Source organism: Micromonospora sp. NPDC049089 (genome assembly GCF_040648775.1).
Taxonomy (GTDB): domain Bacteria; phylum Actinomycetota; class Actinomycetes; order Mycobacteriales; family Micromonosporaceae; genus Micromonospora.
This window is the reverse complement of sequence record NZ_JBEZEH010000021.1, coordinates 17,363-40,442: the sequence shown is the minus strand read 5'-3', so window position 1 is coordinate 40,442 and position 23,080 is coordinate 17,363. Positions and strand designations below refer to the sequence as shown.

The 23,080-nt window shown below is 70.7% G+C and carries 17 protein-coding genes; 8 read left to right on the top strand and 9 right to left on the bottom strand.

Annotation, left to right across the window (positions count from 1 at the left end; translation table 11 throughout):
- Positions 1–43 precede the first annotated feature (43 nt).
- The 7 genes from AB0B48_RS06345 (at position 44) to AB0B48_RS06315 (ending at position 12,899) form a co-directional block, all read left to right on the top strand.
- Entirely contained in the window at positions 44–5,842 is a 5,799-nt protein-coding gene (locus tag AB0B48_RS06345; protein WP_357196717.1) for a type I polyketide synthase, read from the top strand.
- Positions 5,843–5,847: 5 nt separating this feature from the next.
- Positions 5,848–6,288: an acyl-CoA thioesterase gene (locus AB0B48_RS06340; RefSeq protein ID WP_357196712.1), complete on the top strand. Its 441-nt coding sequence runs from the start codon at positions 5,848–5,850 to the stop codon at positions 6,286–6,288.
- Positions 6,289–6,336: 48 nt separating this feature from the next.
- Positions 6,337–6,843, top strand: a complete 507-nt coding sequence (locus AB0B48_RS06335; RefSeq protein WP_357196746.1) for a flavin reductase family protein — start codon at positions 6,337–6,339, stop codon at positions 6,841–6,843.
- Positions 6,840–8,195 (top strand): cytochrome P450, encoded by a 1,356-nt coding sequence (locus tag AB0B48_RS06330; protein WP_357196709.1) that lies wholly within the window; start codon positions 6,840–6,842, stop codon positions 8,193–8,195. The genes AB0B48_RS06335 and AB0B48_RS06330 overlap by 4 nt, the downstream gene beginning before the upstream one ends.
- A 327-nt stretch (positions 8,196–8,522) precedes the next feature.
- Positions 8,523–10,457: a CRTAC1 family protein gene (locus AB0B48_RS06325; RefSeq protein ID WP_357196744.1), complete on the top strand. Its 1,935-nt coding sequence runs from the start codon at positions 8,523–8,525 to the stop codon at positions 10,455–10,457.
- Positions 10,454–11,500, top strand: coding sequence for an enediyne biosynthesis protein (locus AB0B48_RS06320; protein ID WP_357196706.1), 1,047 nt, complete (start codon positions 10,454–10,456; stop codon positions 11,498–11,500). Before AB0B48_RS06325 ends, AB0B48_RS06320 begins: the two co-directional genes overlap by 4 nt.
- 85 nt (positions 11,501–11,585) lie before the next feature.
- Positions 11,586–12,899 carry a glutamyl-tRNA reductase gene (locus AB0B48_RS06315; RefSeq protein WP_357196699.1) on the top strand — a complete coding sequence of 438 codons (1,314 nt, stop codon included), beginning with the start codon at positions 11,586–11,588 and terminating at the stop codon, positions 12,897–12,899.
- 6 nt (positions 12,900–12,905) lie between these two features.
- Here the strand turns inward: AB0B48_RS06315 and AB0B48_RS06310 are convergent, their stop codons facing one another.
- Positions 12,906–13,448 (bottom strand): SRPBCC family protein, encoded by a 543-nt coding sequence (locus AB0B48_RS06310; protein ID WP_357196696.1) that lies wholly within the window; start codon positions 13,446–13,448, stop codon positions 12,906–12,908.
- A 251-nt stretch (positions 13,449–13,699) separates the two neighbouring features.
- Here AB0B48_RS06310 and AB0B48_RS06305 point away from each other — a divergent pair, with 251 nt between their 5' ends.
- A complete protein-coding gene (locus tag AB0B48_RS06305) occupies positions 13,700–15,244 on the top strand; it encodes an NAD(P)-binding domain-containing protein (protein ID WP_357196693.1) in 1,545 nt (514 codons plus the stop codon).
- On the opposite strand, the gene AB0B48_RS06300 is transcribed toward AB0B48_RS06305, so the two are convergent.
- From AB0B48_RS06300 to AB0B48_RS06265, 8 genes are all read right to left on the bottom strand, one after another.
- On the bottom strand, positions 15,228–15,827 hold the full coding sequence (locus AB0B48_RS06300; protein WP_357196741.1) for a nitroreductase family protein: 600 nt from the start codon (positions 15,825–15,827) through the stop codon (positions 15,228–15,230). The two genes, AB0B48_RS06305 and AB0B48_RS06300, sit on opposite strands and share 17 nt — an antisense overlap.
- A gap of 162 nt (positions 15,828–15,989) precedes the next feature.
- Positions 15,990–17,141, bottom strand: coding sequence for a glutamate--cysteine ligase (locus AB0B48_RS06295; RefSeq protein WP_357196690.1), 1,152 nt, complete (start codon positions 17,139–17,141; stop codon positions 15,990–15,992).
- A 73-nt stretch (positions 17,142–17,214) separates the two neighbouring features.
- The gene (locus AB0B48_RS06290) at positions 17,215–18,357 is read right to left on the bottom strand and encodes a M20/M25/M40 family metallo-hydrolase (protein WP_357196687.1); all 1,143 of its coding nucleotides are present in this window, start codon (positions 18,355–18,357) and stop codon (positions 17,215–17,217) included.
- Between the two features lie 91 nt (positions 18,358–18,448).
- Complete coding sequence (locus AB0B48_RS06285) at positions 18,449–19,015, bottom strand: carboxymuconolactone decarboxylase family protein (protein ID WP_355008744.1); 567 nt, start codon at positions 19,013–19,015, stop codon at positions 18,449–18,451.
- Positions 19,016–19,252: 237 nt separating this feature from the next.
- Positions 19,253–20,317 (bottom strand): PHB depolymerase family esterase, encoded by a 1,065-nt coding sequence (locus AB0B48_RS06280; RefSeq protein WP_357196683.1) that lies wholly within the window; start codon positions 20,315–20,317, stop codon positions 19,253–19,255.
- A 240-nt stretch (positions 20,318–20,557) separates the two neighbouring features.
- Positions 20,558–21,481 carry an AEC family transporter gene (locus AB0B48_RS06275; protein ID WP_357196680.1) on the bottom strand — a complete coding sequence of 308 codons (924 nt, stop codon included), beginning with the start codon at positions 21,479–21,481 and terminating at the stop codon, positions 20,558–20,560.
- Between the two features lie 97 nt (positions 21,482–21,578).
- Positions 21,579–22,535: a hypothetical protein gene (locus AB0B48_RS06270; RefSeq protein ID WP_357196677.1), complete on the bottom strand. Its 957-nt coding sequence runs from the start codon at positions 22,533–22,535 to the stop codon at positions 21,579–21,581.
- Positions 22,532–22,888 carry a PadR family transcriptional regulator gene (locus tag AB0B48_RS06265; protein ID WP_357196674.1) on the bottom strand — a complete coding sequence of 119 codons (357 nt, stop codon included), beginning with the start codon at positions 22,886–22,888 and terminating at the stop codon, positions 22,532–22,534. Before AB0B48_RS06265 ends, AB0B48_RS06270 begins: the two co-directional genes overlap by 4 nt.
- Positions 22,889–23,080: the final 192 nt, after the last annotated feature.

The window sequence follows — 23,080 nt, the reverse complement described above, 5'->3', positions numbered from 1 at the left end:
TGTTCCGTGCTGCGCCGGGCGTTTGAGGAAGGGCGTAGTCAGTATGACAAGAATCGCTGTGGTGGGCATGGCGTGCCGATATCCCGACGCCACGTCTCCGCGGGAGTTGTGGGAGAACGCACTGGCTGGCCGGCGGGCCTTCCGGCGGCTGCCCGACGTGCGGTTGAAGCTGGACGACTACTGGGACGCCGATCCGAAGACCCCGGACCGGTTCTACTCGCGCAACGCGGCGGTCATCGAAGGGTACGAGTTCGACCGGGTGGCCTACAAGATCGCCGGCAGCACCTTCCGCTCCACCGACCTCACCCACTGGTTGGCGCTGGACGTCGCCGCCGCCGCGCTGGCCGACGCCGGCTTCCCGATGGCCGAAGGGCTGCCCCGGGAGCGGACCGGCGTGGTCATCGGCAACAGCCTCACCGGTGAGTTCTCCCGCGCGAATCAGCTCCGCCTCCGCTGGCCGTACGTGCGGCGGATGGTCGGCGCGGCGCTCAAGGAGCAGGACTGGGACGACGACCAGCTCGCCACCTTCCTGGACGGCTTCGAGGCCACCTTCAAGAGTCCGTTCCCGGAGATCGACGAGGACACCCTGGCCGGCGCCCTGTCGAACACCATCGCCGGGCGGATCTGCAACCACTTCGACTTCAACGGTGGCGGATACACAGTCGACGGTGCCTGCTCCTCGTCGCTGCTGTCGGTGGCCACCGCCTGCAAGACGCTGATCGACGGCGACGTGGACGTCGCGGTCGCCGGCGGCGTCGACCTTTCCATCGACCCGTTCGAGATCATCGGCTTCGCCAAGACCGGTGCGCTGGCCACCGGCGAGATGCGGGTCTACGACCGCTCCTCAAACGGCTTCTGGCCGGGCGAGGGCTGCGGCATGGTGGTGCTGATGCGGGAGGACGAGGCCCGCGCCGGAGGGCACCGCATCTACGCCTCGATCGCAGGCTGGGGCATCTCCTCCGACGGCAAGGGCGGCATCACCCGGCCCGAGATCAACGGCTACCAGCTGGCGCTGCGCCGCGCGTACGAGCGCACGGGCTTCGGCATCGAGACCGTCGGGCTGTTCGAGGGCCACGGCACCGGCACCAAGGTCGGCGACGCGACCGAGTTGGAGGCGCTGTCGCTCGCCCGCGCCGAGGCGGACCCGACGGCGCCGCCAGCCGCGATCGGCTCGGTGAAGGGAATGATCGGTCATACCAAGGCAGCCGCCGGAGTGGCCGGCCTGATCAAGGCCGCGATGGCGGTGCACCAGGAGGTGCTGCCGCCCGCCATCGGCTGCGTCGACCCGCACGCGCTGATCAGCGAGGGCACCCCCGCGCTGCGGGCACTGCGCCGGGCGGAGGCCTGGCCCGCTGACACACCGGTTCGCGCGGGGATCACCGCGATGGGGTTCGGCGGCATCAACACCCACATCGTCCTGGACAACTCCCGTTCACGCCGCCGGTCGACACTGGACACCCGTACGCGCGCGCTGGCCACCGGCCTCCAGGACGCCGAACTGCTGGTGGTCGACGCGCCGACTCCGAATGATCTGGTGCAGCGGCTGGACCAGCTGATCGAGTTCGTGCCGTCCCTGGCGTACGCCCAGCTCGCCGACCTGGCCGCGACCCTGCACGGTGAGCTGCGCGAGCAGCCCTTCCGGGCGGCCGTGGTCGTCTCCTCGCCCGAGGACGCCGAGCGGCGGCTGCGCAAGGTACGCGACTCGGTGGAGGCCGGGGAGACCCGGATGTTCTCCGCCGACGGCCGCTGCCTGGTCGGCCACGTCAGCGGGCCGGGACGGATCGGCTTCCTCTTTCCCGGCCAGGGCTCCGGACGGGGCGTCAGCGGCGGCGCGCTGCGTCGCCGGTTCGCCGAGGCGGAGGAGGTGTACCAGCGGGCGAACCTGCCCACCGGCGGCGACGTGGTGGCCACCGAGGTGGCCCAGCCGCGCATCGTTACCGGCTCCGCCGCGGGCCTGCGGGCGTTGACCACGCTCGGCATCGAGGCCGCCGTGGCGGTCGGTCACAGCCTGGGCGAGATCTCCGCGCTGCACTGGGCCGGCGCGATCGACGAGGCGGGCCTGCTGCGTATCGCCGCCGTGCGGGGCCAGACCATGGCCCGGCACAGCGCCTCCGGCACGATGGCCAGCCTCGGTGCCGCGCCGGAGGCCGTCGACCCGCTGATCGCCGACCTGCCGGTGGTGATCGCCGGCTACAACAGCCCCGACCACACCGTGATCGCCGGTGCGGAGGACGCGGTCAAGGCTGCGTGCCGGAGGGCGTCGGACGCGGGGCTGAACGCCTCCGTCCTGTCCGTCTCGCACGCGTTCCACTCGCCGCTGGTGGCCCCGGCGGCCTCGGCGTTCGGTGCGGCGCTGGCCGACGAGCCGTTCCGGCCGCTGGACCGGCGGCTGGTCTCCACTGTCACCGGCGACGTGCTGCCGGCCGACACCGACGTGCCCGCCCTGCTGAGCCGCCAGATCACCGACCCGGTGCTGTTCACCCTGGCTGTCACCCTCGCCGCGAAGGACGTCGACCTGTTCGTCGAGGTCGGGCCGGGCCGGGTACTGACCGGGCTGGCGTCCCGGACCACCGACGTACCAGCGGTCGCCCTGGACACCGACGAGGAGTCGATCGCCAGTCTGCTCAAGGTGGTCGGCGCGGCGTACGTGGTCGGTGCGGCACCGGTGGACAGCGGGCTGTTCCACGGCCGGCTGATCCGGCCGCTCCAGATCGGCCAGCGGTTCTCCTTCCTGGCCAGCCCGTGTGAGGAGGCGCCGCCGCTGCTGCTGCCGGAGGCCACCGCCGCGGCGGCGCTCACGCCGGCCGCCCGGCCCGCCGAGCCGACTGTCGCGGACCTCCTCGGCGAGTCCGCCGAGGAACAGCTGCGCCAGTTGGCCGCTGAGCGGGCGGAACTCCCGCTGGAGACGGTGCAGCCGGACAGCCACCTCCTGGACGACCTGCACCTCAGCTCGATCACCGTCGGCCAGGTGGTCAACGACCTCGCCCAGCGGATGGGGGTGCCGACCGCGGCGCTGCCCACCAACTTCGCCACTGCCACCGTTCGGGAGCTGGCCGAGGCGTTGGACGAGTTGGCCGGTACGGCTGGGCAGGCCGGGTCGGTGACCGAGCCGTCGGTGGCCGGAGCCGCCGCCTGGGCCCGGCCCTGGCGGCTGGACCTGGACGAGCTGCCCGCGCCCGCGCGGGTGGCTCCCGAGGAGACCGGCCGGTGGCGGGTGCACGCCGCACCCGGACACCCCTGGGCCGACCGGTTGGCCACCGCCCTGCAGCGGGCGAACCTCGGCGACGGGGTGCTGGTCTGCCTGCCCGACCCCTGCCCGGAGGAGGCGCTCGACCTGGCGCTGACCGGGGCCCGGGAGGTCCTTGGCGGTGCCCCTGGCACCAGGTACGTGCTGGTCCAGCACGGTCGCGGCGCGGCCGGCCTGGCCAAGACCCTCCGCCTGGAGGCGCCCCACGCCCGGGTCACCATCGTTCACCTTTCCGACGACGCGGCAGTGGTGGACCGGGTGGTGACCGAGGTGGCGGGCACCGCCGACTACCGCGAGGTGCACTACGACACCTCCGGCGTACGCCGGGTGCCGACGCTGCGCGCCATGCCGGTGCGTGCCGCCCGGCCCCGTCCCGCGCTCGGCGCGGACGACGTGCTGCTGGTCACCGGCGGCGGCAAGGGCATCACCGCCGAGTGCGCGCTCGCCATGGCCACCGACAGCGGGGCGAGCCTGGCCCTGCTCGGCCGTTCCGACCCGGCGTCCGACACCGAGCTGGCGGCCAACCTGGCCCGGATCGCCGAGGCCGGGGTGACGGTCCGCTACGCCCGCGCCGACATCACCGACGCCGACCAGGTACGTCGTGCCGTCGCCGAACTCACCGCGCAGCTCGGTCCGGTCACCGCGGTCCTGCACGGTGCCGGCCGTAACGAGCCAGCCTCGCTGGCCAGGCTGGACCTGGCGGACTTCCGGGCCACGCTCGCGCCGAAAGTCGACGGCCTGCAGGCCACCCTGGAAGCGGTCGACCCGGACCGGCTCAAGCTGCTGGTGACCCTGGGCAGCATCATCGGCCGCGCCGGGCTGCGCGGCGAGGCGCACTACGCCACCGCCAACGACTGGCTGGCCGAGACCACCGAGGAGTTCGGCCGACGGCACCCGGGATGCCGGGCTGTCTGCCTCGAGTGGTCGGTCTGGTCGGGTGTCGGCATGGGCGAACGGCTCTCCGTGATCGAGTCCCTCACCCGCGACGGGGTCACCCCGGTCACGCCGGACCAGGGCATCGCGATCCTGCGCCGGCTGCTGGCCGACCCGGACGCGCCCGGCACTGTGGTGATCAGCGGCCGCACCGAGGGCATCGACACGGTCCGCTACGACCTGCCGGAGCTGCCGCTGCTGCGGTTCGTGGAACGGCCGTTGATCCGGTACCACGGCGTGGAGCTGATCACCGAGGTCGACCTCAACGTCGGTACCGACCTCTACCTGGCCGACCACCTCCTCGACGGCAACCTGCTCTTCCCGGCGGTGTTCGGCATGGAGGCGATGGCCCAGGTGGCCGGTGCGGTCACCGGCGACGGACGGGTGCCGGTCATCGAGCGGGCAGAGTTCCTCCGGCCGATCATCGTCCCGCCGTACGGCCGCAGCCGGATCCGGGTGGCCGCGGCGGTGACCGACGACGACACCGTCCAGGTCGCCATCCGCAGCGAGGAGACGGGCTTCGCCGCCGATCACTTCACCGCGACGATGCGCTTCACCGACTTGGTGGCCCCCGACGGCCCGCCCGACCAGGTCTGCGACGAGATCGCCCCGCTGTCGATGTCACCGGCCGACGATCTGTACGGCGACGTGCTGTTCCAGGGTGACCGGTTCCAGCGGCTGCGCCGCTACCGGCGGGCCGCCGCCCGCCACGTCGACGTCGAGGTGGAGGCACTCGACGACGTCGACTGGTTCGCCCGGTTCGTGCCAGACCGCCTGCTGCTCGGTGACCCCGGTGTGCGGGACGCGCTGATGCACGGCAACCAGGTCTGCGTACCGGACGCCACGCTGCTGCCGACCGGAGTGGAGCGGATCCACCCGGCGGGGGAGAAGCTGACCGGCCGGGGTGAGCTGCGCTACTGCGCCACCGAGCGTAGCCGCGACGGCGACACCTACGTCTACGACGCCGTCCTGCGGACCACCGCCGGCGAGGTCGTGGAGCGCTGGGAGGGACTGCGACTGCGTGCCGTGCGCAAGCAGGACGGTCGCGGCCCCTGGGTGGCGCCGCTACTCGGGCCGTACCTGGAGCGGGCGCTGGGCGACGTCCTCGGCGCGCAGGTGGCCGTGGCGGTCGAGCCGGACGGCCCGACCGAGGCGACCGACCAGCCGGGCGGGCACCTGGCCGTGCGGCGGGCCCGGTCGCGGATCGCGGCGCGGCGTTCGACCGGCGAGCCGGTCGAGGTGACCTACCGCCCCGACGGCCGCCCGGAGATCGCGGGCGGGCGGACGCTGTCCGTGGCGCACGGCGCGCGGCTGACGCTGGCGGTGACCGCGACCGGCGCCCTCGGTTGCGACGTCGAAACGGTGCTCCACCGCGACGACGCGGTGTGGGACGGCCTGCTCGGCGAGCACGCCGGCCTGGCCCGGCTCGTTGCCGCGGACACCGGTGAGGACGCCGACACGGCCGCGACGCGGGTCTGGACGGCGCTGGAGTGTGTGCAGAAGTCCGGCGGCCAGCCCGGCGGACCGCTGACCCTGCTGCCCTCGCCGCGTCCCGGCTGGACGGTGTTCGGGGCCGGCGAGCTGCGGGTGGCGGCCTTCGTCACCGCGGTACGCGGCGTCGACGAGCCGGTGGTGTTCGCGATCCTCACCGAGGGGAGGTGACGACGGTGGAGCGCTGGTTCGAGTACCGGCACACTGTCGGGTTCGAAGAGACCAACCTCGTCGGCAACGTCTACTACGTCAACTACCTGCGGTGGCAGGGGCGGTGCCGGGAGATGTTCCTCAAGGAGAAGGCGCCGGCGGTCCTGGCCGACCTCCGGGCGGATCTCAAGCTGTTCACACTGCGGGTCGATTGCGAGTTCTTCGCCGAGATCACCGCCTTCGACGAGCTGGCCGTCCGGATGCATCTGCGTGAGCTGGCGCAGACGCAGGTCGAGTTCGGCTTCGACTACGTCCGGCTGGACGCCGGCGGCGGCGAGCTCCTCGTCGCCCGCGGCTCGCAGCGCGTGGCGTGCATGCGCGGCCCCAACACCCGCACCGTCCCCACCCGGGTGCCCGAGGCGTTGGAGGCCGCGCTCAAGCCGTACGCCGTGGGCGTACGGGCCTGACCGGCGACCCCAGGAGTCACTGTGACTGCTCATCCCCAACCCACCGGCCTGGTGACCGACCCGAAGAAACTCCGCTGGGCACTCGCCGCCTTCGCCACCGGCGTCACGGTGGTCACCGTAGGCGGCCCGACCCCGCACGGCATGACGGCCAACTCATTCACCGCGGTCTCCCTGGATCCGCCGCTGGCCCTGGTCTGTGTCGGCCGGGACGCGATGATGCACGGCGCACTGACCGAAGCCGGGCAATTCGGGGTCTCGGTGCTCGGCGCGGCGCAGGAGCCGGTGGCCCGCTACTTCGCCGACCGGCGCCGGCCGCTGGGCCGGGAGCAGTTCGAGTTCGCCGAGTGGCAGCCCGGCAGCCGGACCGGCTCGCCGCTGCTGGTCGGCGCGATCGCGCACTTCGAGTGCGAGTTGTGGCAGGCGTACGACGGCGGGGACCACAGCATCTTCATCGGTCGGCTGGTGGCGCTGGACCGCAACGCCGACGATGCGCTGGTCTTCGTCGACGGTCAGTTCCGCCAGTTGGAGCGTGCGCGTAGCGGAGCCACGACGTGAGCGTCGGGACGCGGGCCCGCCGGACGCCGCCCGGCCCGCCGCGCCTCGCGGCGCTCCGCATGCTGATGGTGATGAATCGCGACCGGCTGGGAATGATGACCTCGGCCGCGCAACGGTACGGCGACGCGGCGCGCCTGCCCGTCGGCCCGAAGAGCCTGTACTTCTTCAACCACCCGGACCACGCCAAGCATGTGCTGGCCGACAACGCCGCCAACTACCACAAGGGCATCGGGTTGGTGCACGCCCGGCGGGCGCTCGGCGACGGGTTGCTCACCAGCGAGGGTGAGCTGTGGCGCAAACAGCGCAAGGTGATTCAGCCGGCGTTCCAGAGCCGGCGGATCGCCGCCCAGGCCGGTCAGGTGGCGGAGGAGGCCGCGGCCCTGGTCGAGCGGCTCCGCCGCCGAGCCGGCGACGTCGTCGACATGTCGGACGAGATGACCTCGCTGACGCTGGGGGTGCTGGGCCGTACTCTGCTCGACACCGACCTGGGCCGGTTCCCGACCATCGGCGGTGACTTCGCCGCCGTGCAGGACCAGGCGATGTTCGAACTGGCGACGTTGAGCGCGGTGCCGCCGGTGCTCCCGCTGCCCCGGCAGCTGCGGTTCCGGCAGTCCCGGCGGCGGCTGGAGGGGATCGTCGACCAGTTGGTGACTGAGCGCGGCAGTGCCGACGACGACCGGGCGGATGTGCTGTCCCGGCTGATCGCCTCCGCCGGCCGGGAGCGGGATCCGCGCATCGGACGCGCCCGACTCCGCGACGAGCTGGTCACCCTGCTGCTCGCCGGCCACGAGACGACCGCCAGCACACTGAGCTGGACCCTGTACCTGCTCGACCGGCACCCCGAGGCACGCGAACGGCTGCGCGAAGAAGTGGTCTCGGTGCTCGGTGACCGGCTGCCCACAATGGACGACCTGGGCCGGCTGCGTTACACCTCGATGGTGCTGGAGGAGGTGATGCGCCTCTACCCGCCGGTGTGGCTGCTGCCGCGCAAGGCCCTGTCCGAGGACGAGGTGGGCGGCTACCACGTCCCCGCCGGCGCGGACGTGCTCATCTGCACGTACACCCTGCACCGGAACCCGCGGTTCTGGGACGACCCGGAGCGATTCGACCCGGAGCGGTTCGACCCGGCCCGTTCCGTCGACCGACCCCGGTACGCGTACATCCCGTTCGGCGCGGGGCCCCGGTTCTGCGTGGGCAATCACCTGGGTCTGATGGAGGCCACCTTCGCCACCGCGTTGCTGGTGCGGGATCTGCGCCTGACCCGTCCGGCGGGTCGTCCGGTGGTGCCTGAGCCGATGCTGTCACTGCGGGTGCGCGGCGGCCTGCACATGCGCGTCGGCCTGCCCGACTGACAGTGGTCCGCCGCCGTCCCCGCCCGGTCCGCCGGGTGGGGACGGCGCCGTTCACGACTGTTTTTCCCGAGCACTTTTCTCCCGAGTCGCAACCGTCGTGAGCAGTGGCACTCGCCGCTTTCGAAAAACATTTCTTCATCCGTGCGCGCTTCGCCGTAAACAGCTTCGAGAGCAATTCCTGAGAAGACACCGCGCCGCACCGGACGAAAGCATGGCGATGGTTCGTACCGAGACGCCGCGTCCGACCGCACCGCCCGCTGCCGGCCGACCCCGTATGTCCCGGCGCCGTCTACCCGAGGGGGACACTTGCCACCGCAATCCGTAGGCATCCTGCGCCGACTCATCCCACCCGTGTTCGTCCTGGTGCTGGTCGCCGGCCTGTTCTCGGTGGCCCGGCTGCCCTCGGCCTCTGCCGAGGAGCGAAGCGCGCTGGCCTCCCGATACGCGTTCACCGAACGACCGATCGCGCTGCCGCCCGGCCTGCCGGAGCGCACCGGGCGTCAGGTGAACCCCCGGTACGAGCACATCCGGTCCTGGATCTCGTCCGTCGGCGCCGCAGTGGCGCTCAACGACCTGGACGGCCAGGGTGGCGCGAACGACCTGTGCCTTGTCGACACCCGCAGCGACGCGGCGATTGTCACCCCGGCCCCGGACAGCGGTGCCACCTACGCGCCGTTCGTGCTGGATCCGACCCCGCTGCCGATGGGTCCGGCGATCGCCCCGATGGGCTGCACCCCCGGCGACTTCAACCTCGACGGCCGGATGGACCTGCTCGTCTACTACTGGGGCCGTACGCCGGTGTTGTTCCTGCAGCGCCCCGGGGTGACCTCGCTGAGCCTCGCGGCGTACCACCCGATCGAGCTGATCCCACAGCAGACCACCGGCTCCCTCTACCGCGGTCCGTTGTGGAACACCAACGCCGTCGCGGTGGCCGACTTCGACGGTGACGGCCGCCCGGACATCGGGATCTTCAACTACTTCCCGGACAGCCAGGTCCTCGACCCGCAGGGCCTGCCGCACGTGCAGATGAACCACTCGATGTCGCACGCGCACAACGCCGGTGGCGCGTACCTCCTGCGGTGGACCGGCGCTACCACCGGTGACTCACCCTCGGTGAGCTACGAGAGGCAGGTGGGCGGCGATCCGGAATTCTTCACCGGCTGGACCCTCGGCGCCAGCTCCGCTGACCTGGACGGCGATCTGCTTCCGGAGCTGTACCTGGCCAACGACTTCGGACAGGACCGGCTCTTCCACAACCGGTCCAGGCCCGGCCAGATCCGATTCGACCTGGTGGAGGGAGAGCGCACCCCGATCACCCCGAAGTCACTCGTGCTCGGACACGACTCGTTCAAGGGCATGTCCATCGACTTCGCCGACCTGGAGGGGCGCGGACGGTTCGACGCGTTCGTCAGCAACATCACCGAGTCCTGGGGTCTGGAGGAGAGCAACTTCCTCTGGCAGAACACGGCCTCGACGCCGGAGCAGGCCCGGAAGATGCTGAGCAGGGGCGAGGCGCCGTTCCGCAACCAGGCCGCCGCCAAGAACATGGCCTGGGTCGGTTGGGGCTGGGATGCCAAGATGGCCGACTTCGACAACAGCGGACGGTTGGCGGTCGTCCAGGCCACCGGCTTCGTGAAGGGCACCATCAACCGGTTCAACTGGTTGCAGGAGTTGGCGATCAGCAACGACCTGCTGCTCTCCGACCCGGACATGTGGCCCAAGGCCGAACCCGGTGACGACCTCGCCGGGGACAACGAGCTCGCGTTCTGGGTACGCGAGGACAACGGCCGGTACGCCAACATCAGCAAGGAACTCGGTCTGGCCCTGCCCGTTCCCACCCGGGGTGTGGCGGTGGCCGACACCAATGGCGACGGCGGCCAGGACTTCGCCGTGGCCCGCCAGTGGGGTCCGCCGGCGTACTACCGCAACGAGAAGCCCGGGAACGGCAACTTCCTGGGGCTGCGGCTGACCCGGCCGACGCTGTCCGGCGACGGTGCCTCACCGGCGTACGGCGCGCAGGTGCGGCTCACCACCGCCGACGGCCGCACCCAGCTCGCCCAGCTCGACGGGGGCGGGGGTCACTCCGGCAAGCGCAGCTTCGACGTGTTCTTCGGCCTCGGCACCGCCGGGGACCGGCCGGTCAAGGCCGAGCTGTGCTGGCGCGACCTCACCGGTGCCACTCACCGACAGACGCTCGACCTGACCGCCGGGTGGCACGACTTCATGCTGACCAGTCGAGCCGAGGAGTTGACCAAGCGATGACGGACGTCAAGCAACCCGAGGCGACCAGGGAGCTGTCCCTCGCCACCCCGGTCACGCCGTCCGCGACGGCAGCGCAGCCGACGCCCACCACGGACCGGCCCGCCGTACCGCGGGTCGACAGCAAGGACCCGCGCTACATGGCGCTGCGCAACTTCGCCATGTCGATGACGGTCTTCAACATCCTGGGTTACACCGTGCTCGGTTTCGAGCAGCCCTGGCTGTGGCCGATCCTGGCCCTGGCGGTCGGATACGGCACCGAGATCATGGTTGAGATGGTTTCGGCGCGGGCGCTGAAACGGCCGGCGGCCTTCAGCGGCAACGGCGCGTGGGGGGTCTACACCTTCCTGCTGCCGGCGCACATCACCGCGCTGGCCGCGAACATGTTGCTGTACGCCAACGACAACTTCTGGCCCATCGCGTTCGCGGTGGTCGTGGCAGTCGGTCAGAAGGCGGTGCTCCAAGCGCCGATCAAGGGTCGAATGCGGCACTTCATGAACCCGTCCAACTTCGGCATCACCATCACGCTGCTGGTGTTCTCCTGGGTCAACATCGCCCCGCCGTACCACTTCACGGAGAACGTGCCCGGGGTGATCAGCATCCTGATCCCGGTGATCATCGTGACGGCGGGAACGGTGATCAACGCCATGTTGACCAAGAAGGTGCCGCTGATCGTCGGCTGGCTGGGCGCGTTCGTGATCCAGGCGGTGCTCCGGCACTTCATCTGGGACGTGTCGCTGGTCGCCGCGCTCGTCCCGATGACCGGGGTGGCCTTCGTCCTGTTCACCAACTACATGATCACCGACCCGGGCACGACCCCGGCGGCACCTCGGATGCAGTTCATGTTCGGTGCCAGCGTGGGCATGGTCTACGGCCTGCTGATGGTGTTCAACGTGGTCTACACGCTGTTCTTCGCCGTGACCCTGGTCTGCCTCGCCCGTGGGCTGTTCTGGTGGGGCAGGTGGCTGGTGCAGCGCAACCGGCCCGAGGAGAACCTGACACCCGCACCGCCGCCCGCCGCTGTGGCGCTACCGGTCGCCCGCTGACCGTCCGCCGGTCCCGGTCACCGGTCGGCCCGCTCGTCGTGGGTCCGCCGGTGGCCGGGACCGGCCGCTTTCGTGGAGGTGCACCATGAACCTGCTCGTCGTCGGCGCCTCGTACCGGACCACTCCGGTCGACGTACTGGAACGGCTCGCGGTCGGATCCGCCGAGCTGCCAGGGCTGCTGCGCACGCTGCTCGACCGGCCGGCGGTCGAGGAGGCGGTGGTGCTGTCCACCTGCAACCGGGTGGAGGTGTGGGCGGCGGTCAGCGGCTTCCACGCCGGGCTGCGCGAGATAGGCGCGACGCTCGCCACGCACGCCGACGCCCCGACCGACGTGCTGGCCCGGCACCTGTACGCGCATTACGACGACGCCGCAGTGGCGCACACCTTCACCGTCACCGCCGGCCTGGACTCGATGGTGGTCGGCGAGGCGCAGATCCTCGGGCAGGTGCGGGCCGCGTACCGGGCCGCGGTCTCGTACGGCAGCGCCGGCCGGCTGACCCACGAGCTGGTGCAGCACGCGCTGCGGGTCGGCCGACGGGTCCGGGCCGAGACCGACATCGGGCGCTGCGGCGCCAGCACGGTGACCGCCGCCCTCGACGTGCCGGCGGGACACCTGCCCGGTGGCCTCGCCGGCCGCCCCGCCCTGGTGGTCGGTGCCGGGTCGATGGGCGGGATCGCCGTCGCCGCGCTGGCCCGCGCCGGCGCCGGACCGATCGCGGTCGCCGGGCGCGGCGCCGAGGGCATCCGCCGGCTCGTCGCGGCGTACGGCGTGCGGCCCGTGCCCGCGGCGGACCTGGTGCCGGCTCTCGCCGCCGCCGACGTCGTGGTGACCGCGACGACAGCACCGGACCCGGTGCTCACCGCCGAGCTGGTCGCGCCGGCGCTACGTCGCCGGCTGACCCGCGGCCCGGACCTGCCGCTGTTCGTGCTGGACCTGGCGATGCCCCGGGACGTGGACCCGGCGGTCGCCCGGCTCGACGGCGTGGTGGTCGTCGACATCGGCGGACTCGGCGCGGTGGCGCGCCACGGCGTCGAGCGCCGGGGCCAGGATGCGGCCGCGCGGATCGTGGCCGCCGAGCGCGACGCGCTGGCCGGCCGGCTCCGCGGGGCCGACGCCGGGCTGACCGTGGCCGCGCTGCGCCGCCGGGCCGACCGGACGGTCAGCGCGGAGCTGCGCCGGCTGGCCCAGCGCCGACCTGACCTCAGCGAGGCGCAGCGGGCCGAGGTGGCCCGCACTGTCAACCGGGTGGTCCAACAACTGCTGCACCCCCCGTCGGTACGTGTCCGTCAGCTCGCCGGTGAGCCGGACGGCGAGCGTTACACAGCGGCGCTGCGTCAGCTGTTCGACCTGGAGGTGCCGCACAGCACCCCGGTCGCCGACGTGCCCCGGGTGGCCTGACCGTCGTCAGCGACCGTCGTCGGCGGGCGTCTCGGCGAGGGCCTTGATGCCCTCCAGGGTGGTGAACATGGCCTCCCGTAGGGCGGCCGTGCGGCGTTCGATGATGACCTCCTCCTGCTCCGGTGCGCGGTCGATGATGAGGCTCAGACCGGTGCGGCCCGGCCCGATGCGGACCGAGTGGGTCAGTCGACATCCACCCGCCTCCTCGACGAGCCGGAACTGCCAGGTCGAACCCGGACGCTCCGGGTCGGCCGGGCCGCCGCCGAACCGGCCGGCCTCGTCGACCACCACCCAAGCGAACACACGTGGCGCGTCGAGGCGCACCACGTGCGAGACGGTTTGCCACTCGCCCAGCAGGGGGTGGTGGTTCTCCCCTTCGAACCGGGCGCCCAGCGTCGGCCTGTCGCAGTCGTCCAACCACCGCACGCGCCGTAACTCCTGGCTGAACCGCGCGGGCAGTTCGATGTCCGTCACCAGGTCCCACACCCGGGCGGGGTCGGCCGCCACATGCAGGTCACACTCGATTGTCGGGCCGTCGGCGTACCGCACGTCACCGCTCCTCTGTTCGTTTCGGACTCGTGCCGGTCCACTACAGCGCATGACATGATCGGAATTCAAGTGCGCGAATTCGTGGTGGCGTCGAGCGGGCGGGTGGCGTCGTCGCTATTGCGTAGACAGGCAATGCGCGGGTTGCGGTGTTATGGGTTGTTGGCCCGCCGGCCTGGAGGCGGCGGCATTGACACACGCCGACATTCATTCCAAGGTCGATGGATTCGTCTCTCCGTCGAAGGGGCCGCAGGATGGTCAGCAACGAGCACAGGTACGTCATCGTCGGGGCGGGTCCCGCCGGCGTTCAACTGAGCTACTACCTACAGCAGCACGGTGCCGACTACCTGACGCTCGAAAGCGGAGACGCGCCGGGTGGGTTCTTCCGGCGGTTTCCACGCCATCGCAGGCTCATCTCGCTGAACAAGGTGCACACCGACAGCACCGATCCGGAGATTCGCCTGCGCTGGGACTGGAATTCGCTGCTCAACGACGACCCGGACCTGCTGTTTCCGAAATTCAGCGAGGAATACCTGCCGGCGGCCGATGACCTGGTGCGCTACCTCGCCGAGTTCCAACGTGTGCACACGCTCAACATCCGATACGGCACGACGGTCGAGCAGATCACGCGTACGGGCGACGGCTTCACAGTGCGCACCGACCAGGGTGAGGTGCGCGCGCGCTGCCTGGTCGTCGCGACCGGCTGGGGCCAGCCGTTCGTTCCGGCCATCACGGGCATCGAGCACGCCATCGGGTACGAGGACATGGTCATCGACCCCTCGGCGTACGACGATCAGCGGGTCCTGATCATCGGCAAGGGCAACTCCGCGTTCGAGACCGCGTCGGCCATCCTCGGCCACGCGTCGATGGTGCACCTCGCCAGCCGGCAACCCCTGCGACTGGCGTGGAACACCAAACACCCCGGGGACGTCCGTGGTCAGTACGGCGCGATCCTCGACAGCTACCAGTTCAAGACGCTGCACTCGGTGCTCGACTGCACGATCGACGAGATCCGGCCGGTCGACGGGCGTTTCCAGGTGTCGATCACGTACACCCACGCTCAGGGGGAGACCGCCGTCCTCGACTACCACACGGTGCTGAGGTGCACCGGCTTCCGGATGAACACCGCGATGTTCGACGAAACGGCCCGTCCCGACATGGTGCGGGACGGGCGTATGCCCGGGCTGCGCCCCGACTGGCAGTCGAGCAACGTCGACGATCTGTACTTCGCCGGCACCATCGCCCAGGCCCGGGACGTCAAGCACGCGTCGTCACCCTTCATCGACGGCTTCCGGTACAACCTCCGTACGTTCACCCGGATCCTGCGTGAGCGCTACGACGACGTCCCGTTGTCGTACGCGACGACGCCGGCCGACGCCGCGTCGCTGACCAAGCTGATGCTCGACCGCGTCAACTGGTCCTCGGCGCTGTGGACCCAGTTCGAATACCTCTGTGACGTCTTCGTCCGCGACGACGCCACCGGCGACTTCCACCACTATGAGGACCTACCGGAGGACTATGCTGTGGAGCGCTTCGGGGCTGCCACGCAGTGGTACACGCTCGCGCTCCGGTGGGGCCGCGACGACTACGGCGACGTCTTCGCCATCGAGCGGCATCCGATCCCCGACCGGGCCAGGGAGAGCGCCTTCATCCACCCGGTGATCCGGCGGTACCGCGGTGCCGAACTGGTCGCCGAGCAGCACCTGCTGGAGGACCTGCTGGCCGAGTGGCGGCGAACGGACCGGCACGTCGAGCCCCTGGTCGACTTCCTGACCAGGGACCTCACCAGCGGATCATGACCTCGTCGAGGGGTTTGCGGGTCAGGTCGGGGACGTGGGCGTCCGGCGTGGGATACCCGACGGGCATCACCACGTACGGGCGCTCCTCGGGCGGACGCTCACACACCTCGTTGAGAAATCGCATCGGGCTGGGCGTGTGGGTCAGTGTGACCAGGCCGGCATGGTGCAGCGCGGTGATCAGCAGGCCGACCGCCATGCCGACGGACTCCTTGACGTAGTACGGCTTCGGGGTGTTCGGCCCCTGGTGCACCTCGAACACGACGATGACGGCCGGTGCGGTCTCCAGGAACGGTTTCCGCCAGTCGGTGCCGAGTCCGGCGATCGCACCGAGCCACTCCTGCGAGGCGCGGCGGTCGTAGAACGCGCGTTCCTCGGCCTCGGCCGCGTCGCGTAGCCGGCGTTTGCGGACCGGGTCGGTCAGCACGACGAACCGCCACGGCTGCACGTTGGCCCCACTGGGTGCGGTCGACGCGGCCCGGATCGCTGCCTCGACCACCCCGTCGGGTACGGGGTCGCTGGCGAAGTCGCGCACGGAACGGCGCCGCGCCATGCGGTCGGCGAACGCCTCCGCCTCCCGCACCATGTCCGCGGGGGATCGACGCTCGAACTGGATGGGGACCTTGGAAAGCAGGTCTGTGTCGTGCACCTGGAACCTCCCCTGATCCGGCGTGCCGGTTTCTGCGGGAGGGTCACCTGCCGCCGGCATCCGGTTCGTTCAGCATTTCGGAGGCCTGACGGCATGTCGTTACGCAGGTGTGCTGTCTTCGCGGGTCGGCACGTCAGGCGCGGTCCGGGTGGCGATGTCGTCGACCACGTCGGTCAGGCGTCCACGGAGCGCCGCGGCGGCCCGCTGGCGGGTCGCCCCGTCGCCGTCCACGGCGAGCGACCTCAGCCATGTCTCCACCCGCTGGCGGTCACCCGCCTCGTTCAGCGCTGGTCCGGCGAGCGCTACCAGCCGTTCGGCGAGGGCCGTGGCGGGCAGCAGCCGGCCCGTGGCGGCGTCGACGCCGTGGCCGCCCATCCCGTCGCGGGCGGCTCGCCAGTACGCCAGTCGCATCAGCTCCGGGACCAGTTCCGGCCCCTGGTCGCCCCGGTCGACGGCATCCCCGGAGACGACCACCAGAGCCCGCACCAGGGCCGCGAGCGCCGCGGATTCGGCGGCGCTGACGGGTACGTCGGCCACCCGTACCTCAAGGGTGGGGTGGTTGGTGGACAGCCGGAGATCCCAGAAGATGGTGCCGTGATCGACCAGCGCGCCCGCCTCGAGCAGCATGTCCACGTGGTCGTCGTACTGTCGCGCCGACGTCAGGAACGGCGGCGGGCCGGCCACCGGCCAGCGCCCCCACGTGACGCTGCGCCAACTGGCGTACCCGGTGTCGCGTTCGGGCCAGTACGGCGAGTTGGCCGTGAGGGCGAGCAGCACCGGGAGGTGCTGGCGCAGATGGTTGCCGATCAGCACGGCACGGTCCCGGTCGGGCTGCTCCACGTGGACGTGCACGGCGCAGATCGCGAGCTCGTCGTGCAGCCCACGGTAGGTCGCGGTGCCCCGGTCCTGGCGAGGCCCTTCGGTGAGGGGTGGCGGCACGGCACGGCCCAGCACCGGCGAGCCGCTGGCGATCACCCGCAGACCCGCCGACAGGGCTGCGGCCTGGACGGCGGCGCGGCCCTCAGCGAGCTGCGCGCCGATATCCTCGACGCTTCGGCACGGGTCGGTCCTCGTCTCCACCTGAAACTTGGTGATCTCACCACCCACCCGGGTGCCGAGGGCCGGGCGCGCTCGGTCGACGACGATGGCCGCCTCCGGCACGAGCTCGCCCCGGTCGGCGTCGACGACGAGGAACTCTTCCTCGACGCCGAGCAGGGGAATGGATGATCCCGCACGCTGTCCCGTAGTCATCCCGACGCCGACCTCTCGCTGCCGGTCGTGTGCCGGCGGTGAGCACGTTACGTTACGGGATCACGTCGGTGGGTCAAGATCCGGGACGCTCCGATGTGGACAGAGCCTCGACGAGCCCGGCCAGGAGCGCCGTCCGTTCGGGCATCCGGTCGAGGCAGACATACTCGTCGGCGGCATGCGCTCCGCCGCCCACCGCGCCCAGGCCATCCAGGGTCGGTACGCCCAACGCGGCGGTGAAGTTGCCGTCGGACGCGCCGGCCGCGTACGCGCCGACGAGGCCCGGGATGCCGAGCTGACGGGCGACCGACTGGGCCAACTTCAGCAGCGGTCGCGCGAGCTCCTCGGACATCGGGTAACGGTTGATCCCTCCCTGCACGGCCAGCGTCGCCTCAGGCAGGAACGGCACCAGAGCGCGGATGGCGTGATCGACCCGTTCCAGCTCGTCCCTGGTCCAGGCCCGCACGTCAACGGCCAGGCTGGCGCGCTCCGGCACCGTGTTCGTCGTGGTGCCAGCGGACAGCAGGGTCGGTGTGACGGAGGTGCCGCCGCTGTCCATCGCGCCGAGCGCACCCAAGGTGAGAACCTGGTGGGCCACCTCGACCGTGGCGTTCACTCCGCGCTGCGGTTCGACGCCCGCGTGGGCGGCGCGACCCTCGACGATGACGCGGTAGACCGAACCGCCCTTCCTGGCCACCTTCACCTGCCCGTCCGGGGTGGCCGCCTCGCAGACGAGAACGGCACCGGAACGCCGTGCCTCGCGTTCGATCAGCGGCCGTGACGTGACGGACCCGGTCTCCTCGTCGCAGGTGAGCAGCACGCCGACGGACGAGGTGTCCTCGATCAGTCGCAGTGCCGTGAACATCTGCACGATCCCGGCCTTCATGTCGCAGACGCCAGGTCCCGTCGCCACGTCCCTGCGTACGGTGAAGGGCCTGGATCGGATCGTGCCGACCGGGAAGACCGTGTCGAAGTGGCCCAGGAGCAGCACGCGCTGATCGGCGGCCGGCCACAGCAGGTGCGGCAGACCGTCGATCACGACCCGACAGGCGGGCCGGCCGAGCGCCTCCTCGCCCCAGCGGGCGAGCAGGTCGGCACAGGACTCAAGATGGGGCAGCGAGCCCGGTGCCGACTCGAGCGCGACGAGCGCGCCCAGCCGGTCAACCATGTCTGCTCGGAGCTGCTTCGTCGCGGGGAGCAGCCGGCGTGCGAGGTTCATCGATCCCTCCAGCGTCACAGGTGCCGGGCAGGGCCGGGCCTGTCCGTCGACCATCGCAGAGGGATCAGGGTGGGGTCACCCGTGTCTGTGCTCAGGCGGCTGGCGGCCCGCTGACCGCAGCCCCGTAACCAACCTCGACGATCCGACGTGCGGTCTCGGCGTAGGCGTCCCGGCCCTCGGGCGCGAAGGTGCCGAGCCCGTCGACGTAGCGGTTGAACATGCAGAACGCGGCGGCGATCAGGACGGTGTCGTGGATCTCCAGGTCGGTGGCGCCCTCGGCGCGGGCGTCGTCGACGAGTTCGGTCGTGACCTCGCGACCACTGATCTGTACCGCACCGGCGATGCGCAGCAGTGCCCGCAGTTTGGCGGAGATCGGGGCGGTGTCCAGGTCCGCGCGTACCTGGTCGACGAGGGAGTAACCCTCGTCGAGTTGCGCCGCGGCGAACGCGGAGTGCGACGCGCAGCAGAAGTTGCAGTCGTTACGCCCGGACACGTACGCGGCGATCAGTTCGCGCTCACCGGCCGGAAGCGAGTGAGGGGCACGCAGCAGCACCTCGGCCAGTTCGTTGAGTGGCTTCGCCGTCTCCGGCCGGTACCGCATCGGTCCGGAGATGCCGGGAAACTGCTTCTCGTCCAACCCGAGATCGATGTGCGCCATGGTCGTCAAACCCTTCGCTTGTGGGTCACGGCCCCGCCGACATCAACGTCCACAGCGGACAGGAGCGCGCGCGGCCGTGCGGCTGGTGCCGCGCAGCCACGATCCCACTCGGTCCACCGCTCGGATCTCTTCATTTGTGCTCTCTTCCCGTCGAGGTGGCGTCGGGCGCACCGCGAAAACATCAGGTGCCCCGGTCGACCTGTCCACGGAACGACCGATTTCCGGCCGACGCGGTCCTCACGACATCGGGTTGCGCTCGGCGAACTCCCACATGATCGCGCTGGCGTCCGGGCCCGCGTGATCGGTGTACCTGCCGTCGCCGTCGGGGCCGGGCCAGGCGTGCCCCATGTCCTGGACGCGGTACGCCTCGACGATCGACGAGCCGTCCGGCGCGGTGATCGTCGTCCGCGTGTACGCGTGCCGGTCGGCGGCGCCCGGCACGGACGCGGTCTTCGTGGTCGGGTCGAGGCTGTCGTTGGGCAGCCCGTCGTCGACGAGGTCATTCACCGCGGTCCAGTGGGCGACGAGTCGGGTGCCGACCAGGGGCGGCACGACCTCGTCCTGCTCGCCCTGGATGACCAGCAGCGGCACCCGTCGGGCCCGGTCACCCATCTGTGCCCAGCCCTGACGTGCCGTGTCCAACGGCGGCGTGGCGTCCGGTTTGTCCGGGTCGACCCGGTTGAGCCCGTACTCGCCGCCGGCGACCGAGGTCACCGTGGCGAAGACGTCGGGGTAGGTCACGCCGAGGATGACAGCGGTCCCCGCGCCCGACGAGGCACCAGCTACGTGCACGCGCGCCGGATCCGCGTCGTACTTCTGGACCACCTCGCGGGCGACACCGGCCAACAGCGCGGGTTCGCCGGTGTGCCGTTGCTGATGCCGTGGGTCGGCGGAGTTCCAGCAGGCGATGACGTTACGGGAGATCAGTTGCGTGGGGTAGACGACGATGAAGCCCTCCCGGTCGGCCAGGCTGTTGAACTGCGTCGTGGACTTCATGGAGTTCCACCCGTAGCCGGTCATCGCGCAACCGTGGATGGCCATGACGACCGGAAGCCGGGCCGTCCCGTCGTGCTGGGGTGGAAGGTGAACCTGGTAGCGCTGCGAACCGGCAGCGCCTTCGTAGACGTGGTTTCGGTCGTTCTCGCCCATCTGCCAGGGCAGGCCGAGCTGGAGTGCGGCGACGCCGAGGCTGACGGCGGCCACGACGATGGCGAGAGTGCCGGAGACGATCCAGAGCCACCGCCGTCGCGAAGGACGGGTGGGTTCCATGTCGGCATCCACCGGGGAGGGCGGGACGGTCATGGGTGTCTCCTTTCTACCTCGAAGGAAAGGTCCCCCACAGTGCGAAGCCGCCGTACGTGAGGTTCAGTCCACCAACGTCGAGGACGGGTGTCGGGGACATGCACCCATGACAGCAGCGTTCGCGGCCACCCGTCAGTGCAACCACGTCACGGATACCGGTGACGCTGTGTCACTGGTCGTGGCCGGGTTGCCAACGCACGCATGCCAGTCATGCGCTTCGGAACGAGTCAGCTGACCGGCCTACCCGAGCAACGTTGCCGCCGCGGTCAGTGTTGCCAGCGACAGCGTTGTGGTCACCACCACCGCCCGGTTGGCCACCGCCTCGCCGACGCCGTACTCCTGACCGTAGATGAACGTGTTCTGCGCCGTCGGCAGGCCGGCGCACACCACCACGGCGAGCAACTGCGGCGGGGACAGGTGCAGGGCCAGCCCGGCCGCGTACGCGATGACCGGCTGTGCGACGAGCTTCAGCGCGGTGATCACGGCCAGTCCGCCCGGCTCGGCTGGCTCGGCCTGCGACAGCGCCCTGCGGTGCAGCGACGCGCCGAGCGCGACCAGGGCGGCCGGAACCGCGGCGCCCGACAGCAGGGCGAGCGACGCGCCGGCCGCCGACGGCAGATGCAGGCCGGTAGCCGAGAACGCGACACCGAGCAGCGACGCCAGGATCACCGGGTTGCGTACCGGCAGGGAGGCGATACGGGCGACCCGTACCCGCCCGGCCGGGTCGCTGTGCCGGTCCAGGGCGACCAGGATCACGGGTGTCACCACCAGCACCTGCAGCAGCACCACCTCCGCCAGGAACGACACGTTGCCGAGAACCTGCGTGGCGATCGGGATGCCGAGGTTCGCCGAGTTCACGTACCCGGCGGCCATGCCCCAGATCGGCCGTTCGCCGGACGTGCGACCGAACAGCCAGCTCGCGCCGACCCACCCGAGCCCGATGACCGTGGCGGTGCTTATCCCGAAGGCGAGCAGCGGGCGGCCGGCCAACCCGGAGAGCGGCATTCGGGACAGGGCGAGGAACAGGGCGGACGGCATCGCAAGGTGGAACACGAATCGGCCGAGCACCGACGCCGCCGCATCGCCCAGCAGACCCCAACGACAGGCCGCGTAACCGATCGCGGTGAGGATCCAAATCGGTACGAACGCCGCTACCAGGCTCATACGGACATGTGCGTGGATCGTGAAGTCACGCGTTCAGACTCGCACCCAGCCCGGACCGGGCGAATGTCCCGCACCTCAGCAACGTCGCGGAGCACTGTCATAGGGTGACTTGCCGGCGGGCGGCGATTCTGCTGACCGTGACGTTGATGGCGAAAATCCCGACCACGACTTCGAGGAGCACGTTTCGCGGGTTCCAGTCCCAACCGTAGAGCGTCCAACTGGTCGGCTGATAGGCCAGCATGGGCAGCATCAGCGCCAGAAGGACCGCGCTGGCCGCGATCGACACCCGCACATCAAGTGCCGCGCCCACGAGGGCCGCCACCAGCCCGGCCGCCATGATGACCGGAAGGGTCAATCCGTCTGCCCAGCCATTGAGCGGGTTGGGCGTTATGACCGCCATGGTTGTCGTGGCGCCGAGAAGCCAGGTCCATTGTCGCGTGGCCCGTGGTTGGCGCGCTCGAAGGAGCGGCACCATTGTCAACACGGCCAACAGGCATACCCACGTGGAAATCTGCATGATCAGGTAGAGGCCGGTCCGGAGCCCCAGAGCAGAGTCGTACCTTGCCCATGGTTCTACGGCGTACCTCAGGTCATTCGCTATGGAGTGCCAGATCTCCCAGCCGAAGGCGCCAATGGTCAGGGGAAGGGCGAGGCGGTAGCGAGCCCACACTGCGGCGGCCAGCGCGAGAAGCAGCAATGCGGGCGTGACCGAGCTTCGCTCGTACAGAAAGCTGGCCGAATTACCCGGCAACAGCAGCCACAGGCGCCACGTGAGGGGCAGGGCCGTAAGGGCAACGCCGCACACGAGCAGGGACAGCACGGTCGATCGCAGCGCGGAGTGTCGCAAGGTGTCCCGGGAGCGGAGCTGGTCCACACCGGAGCGGACCCGCAGACCTCCCACCACGAGTGCGAGGGACTCCCGAAGCCTCGGGTGCCTCCGGTCCGTCTCGCCCGCGACCAGCAGCGTTTCCAGCATCTCGTCGGCGCGGTACTGCCGGTAGGCCCGAGGGTACGCGCGCAGCAGCCACCGGTAGCGGCGCTCCAGGCCGGTCATGCCGGCGCCGTCCGAGCCGTCGCGGCCGTCGACCGTACGGAACGGTCTCGAACGACCCGGGCCGCAGCGGCCATCCGGGCCGCCTCCTCGCGCAGTGCGGACAGCCCGCGCTCGGTCAGCTCATACGTGCGACGGGCCCGACCGTTGACCACCGCCTCTTCGGCCACCCGCACCATCTCCTCGCCGGTGAGCCGGTCCAGCGCGGCGTACAGCGTGCCGGTCGTCAGCCGCACTCGCCCGTCGGACAGCTCCTGCGCACGCTTGACGATGGCGTAGCCGTGCAGCGGTTCGTCCTGCAACGCAGCGAGGATGAAGTACGTGGGTTCCCGCATCGCCGCGGGGGGCTTAGTCATGTCATCAACATAAGCAGATGATCGACGTATGCGTCAAGCTCCATCCTCACCCGGGGGCTGCGCCGACCGCAGGCTGGGCCGGCCACCAGGAGGCGATCTGGTCGGGTTGGCGGCATCCGGCCACTGTCCTGTCGTCGTCAATCTCGGCGGACGACGAAGTTCCTGCACTTGTGGGCCAACACCACCTTCGAT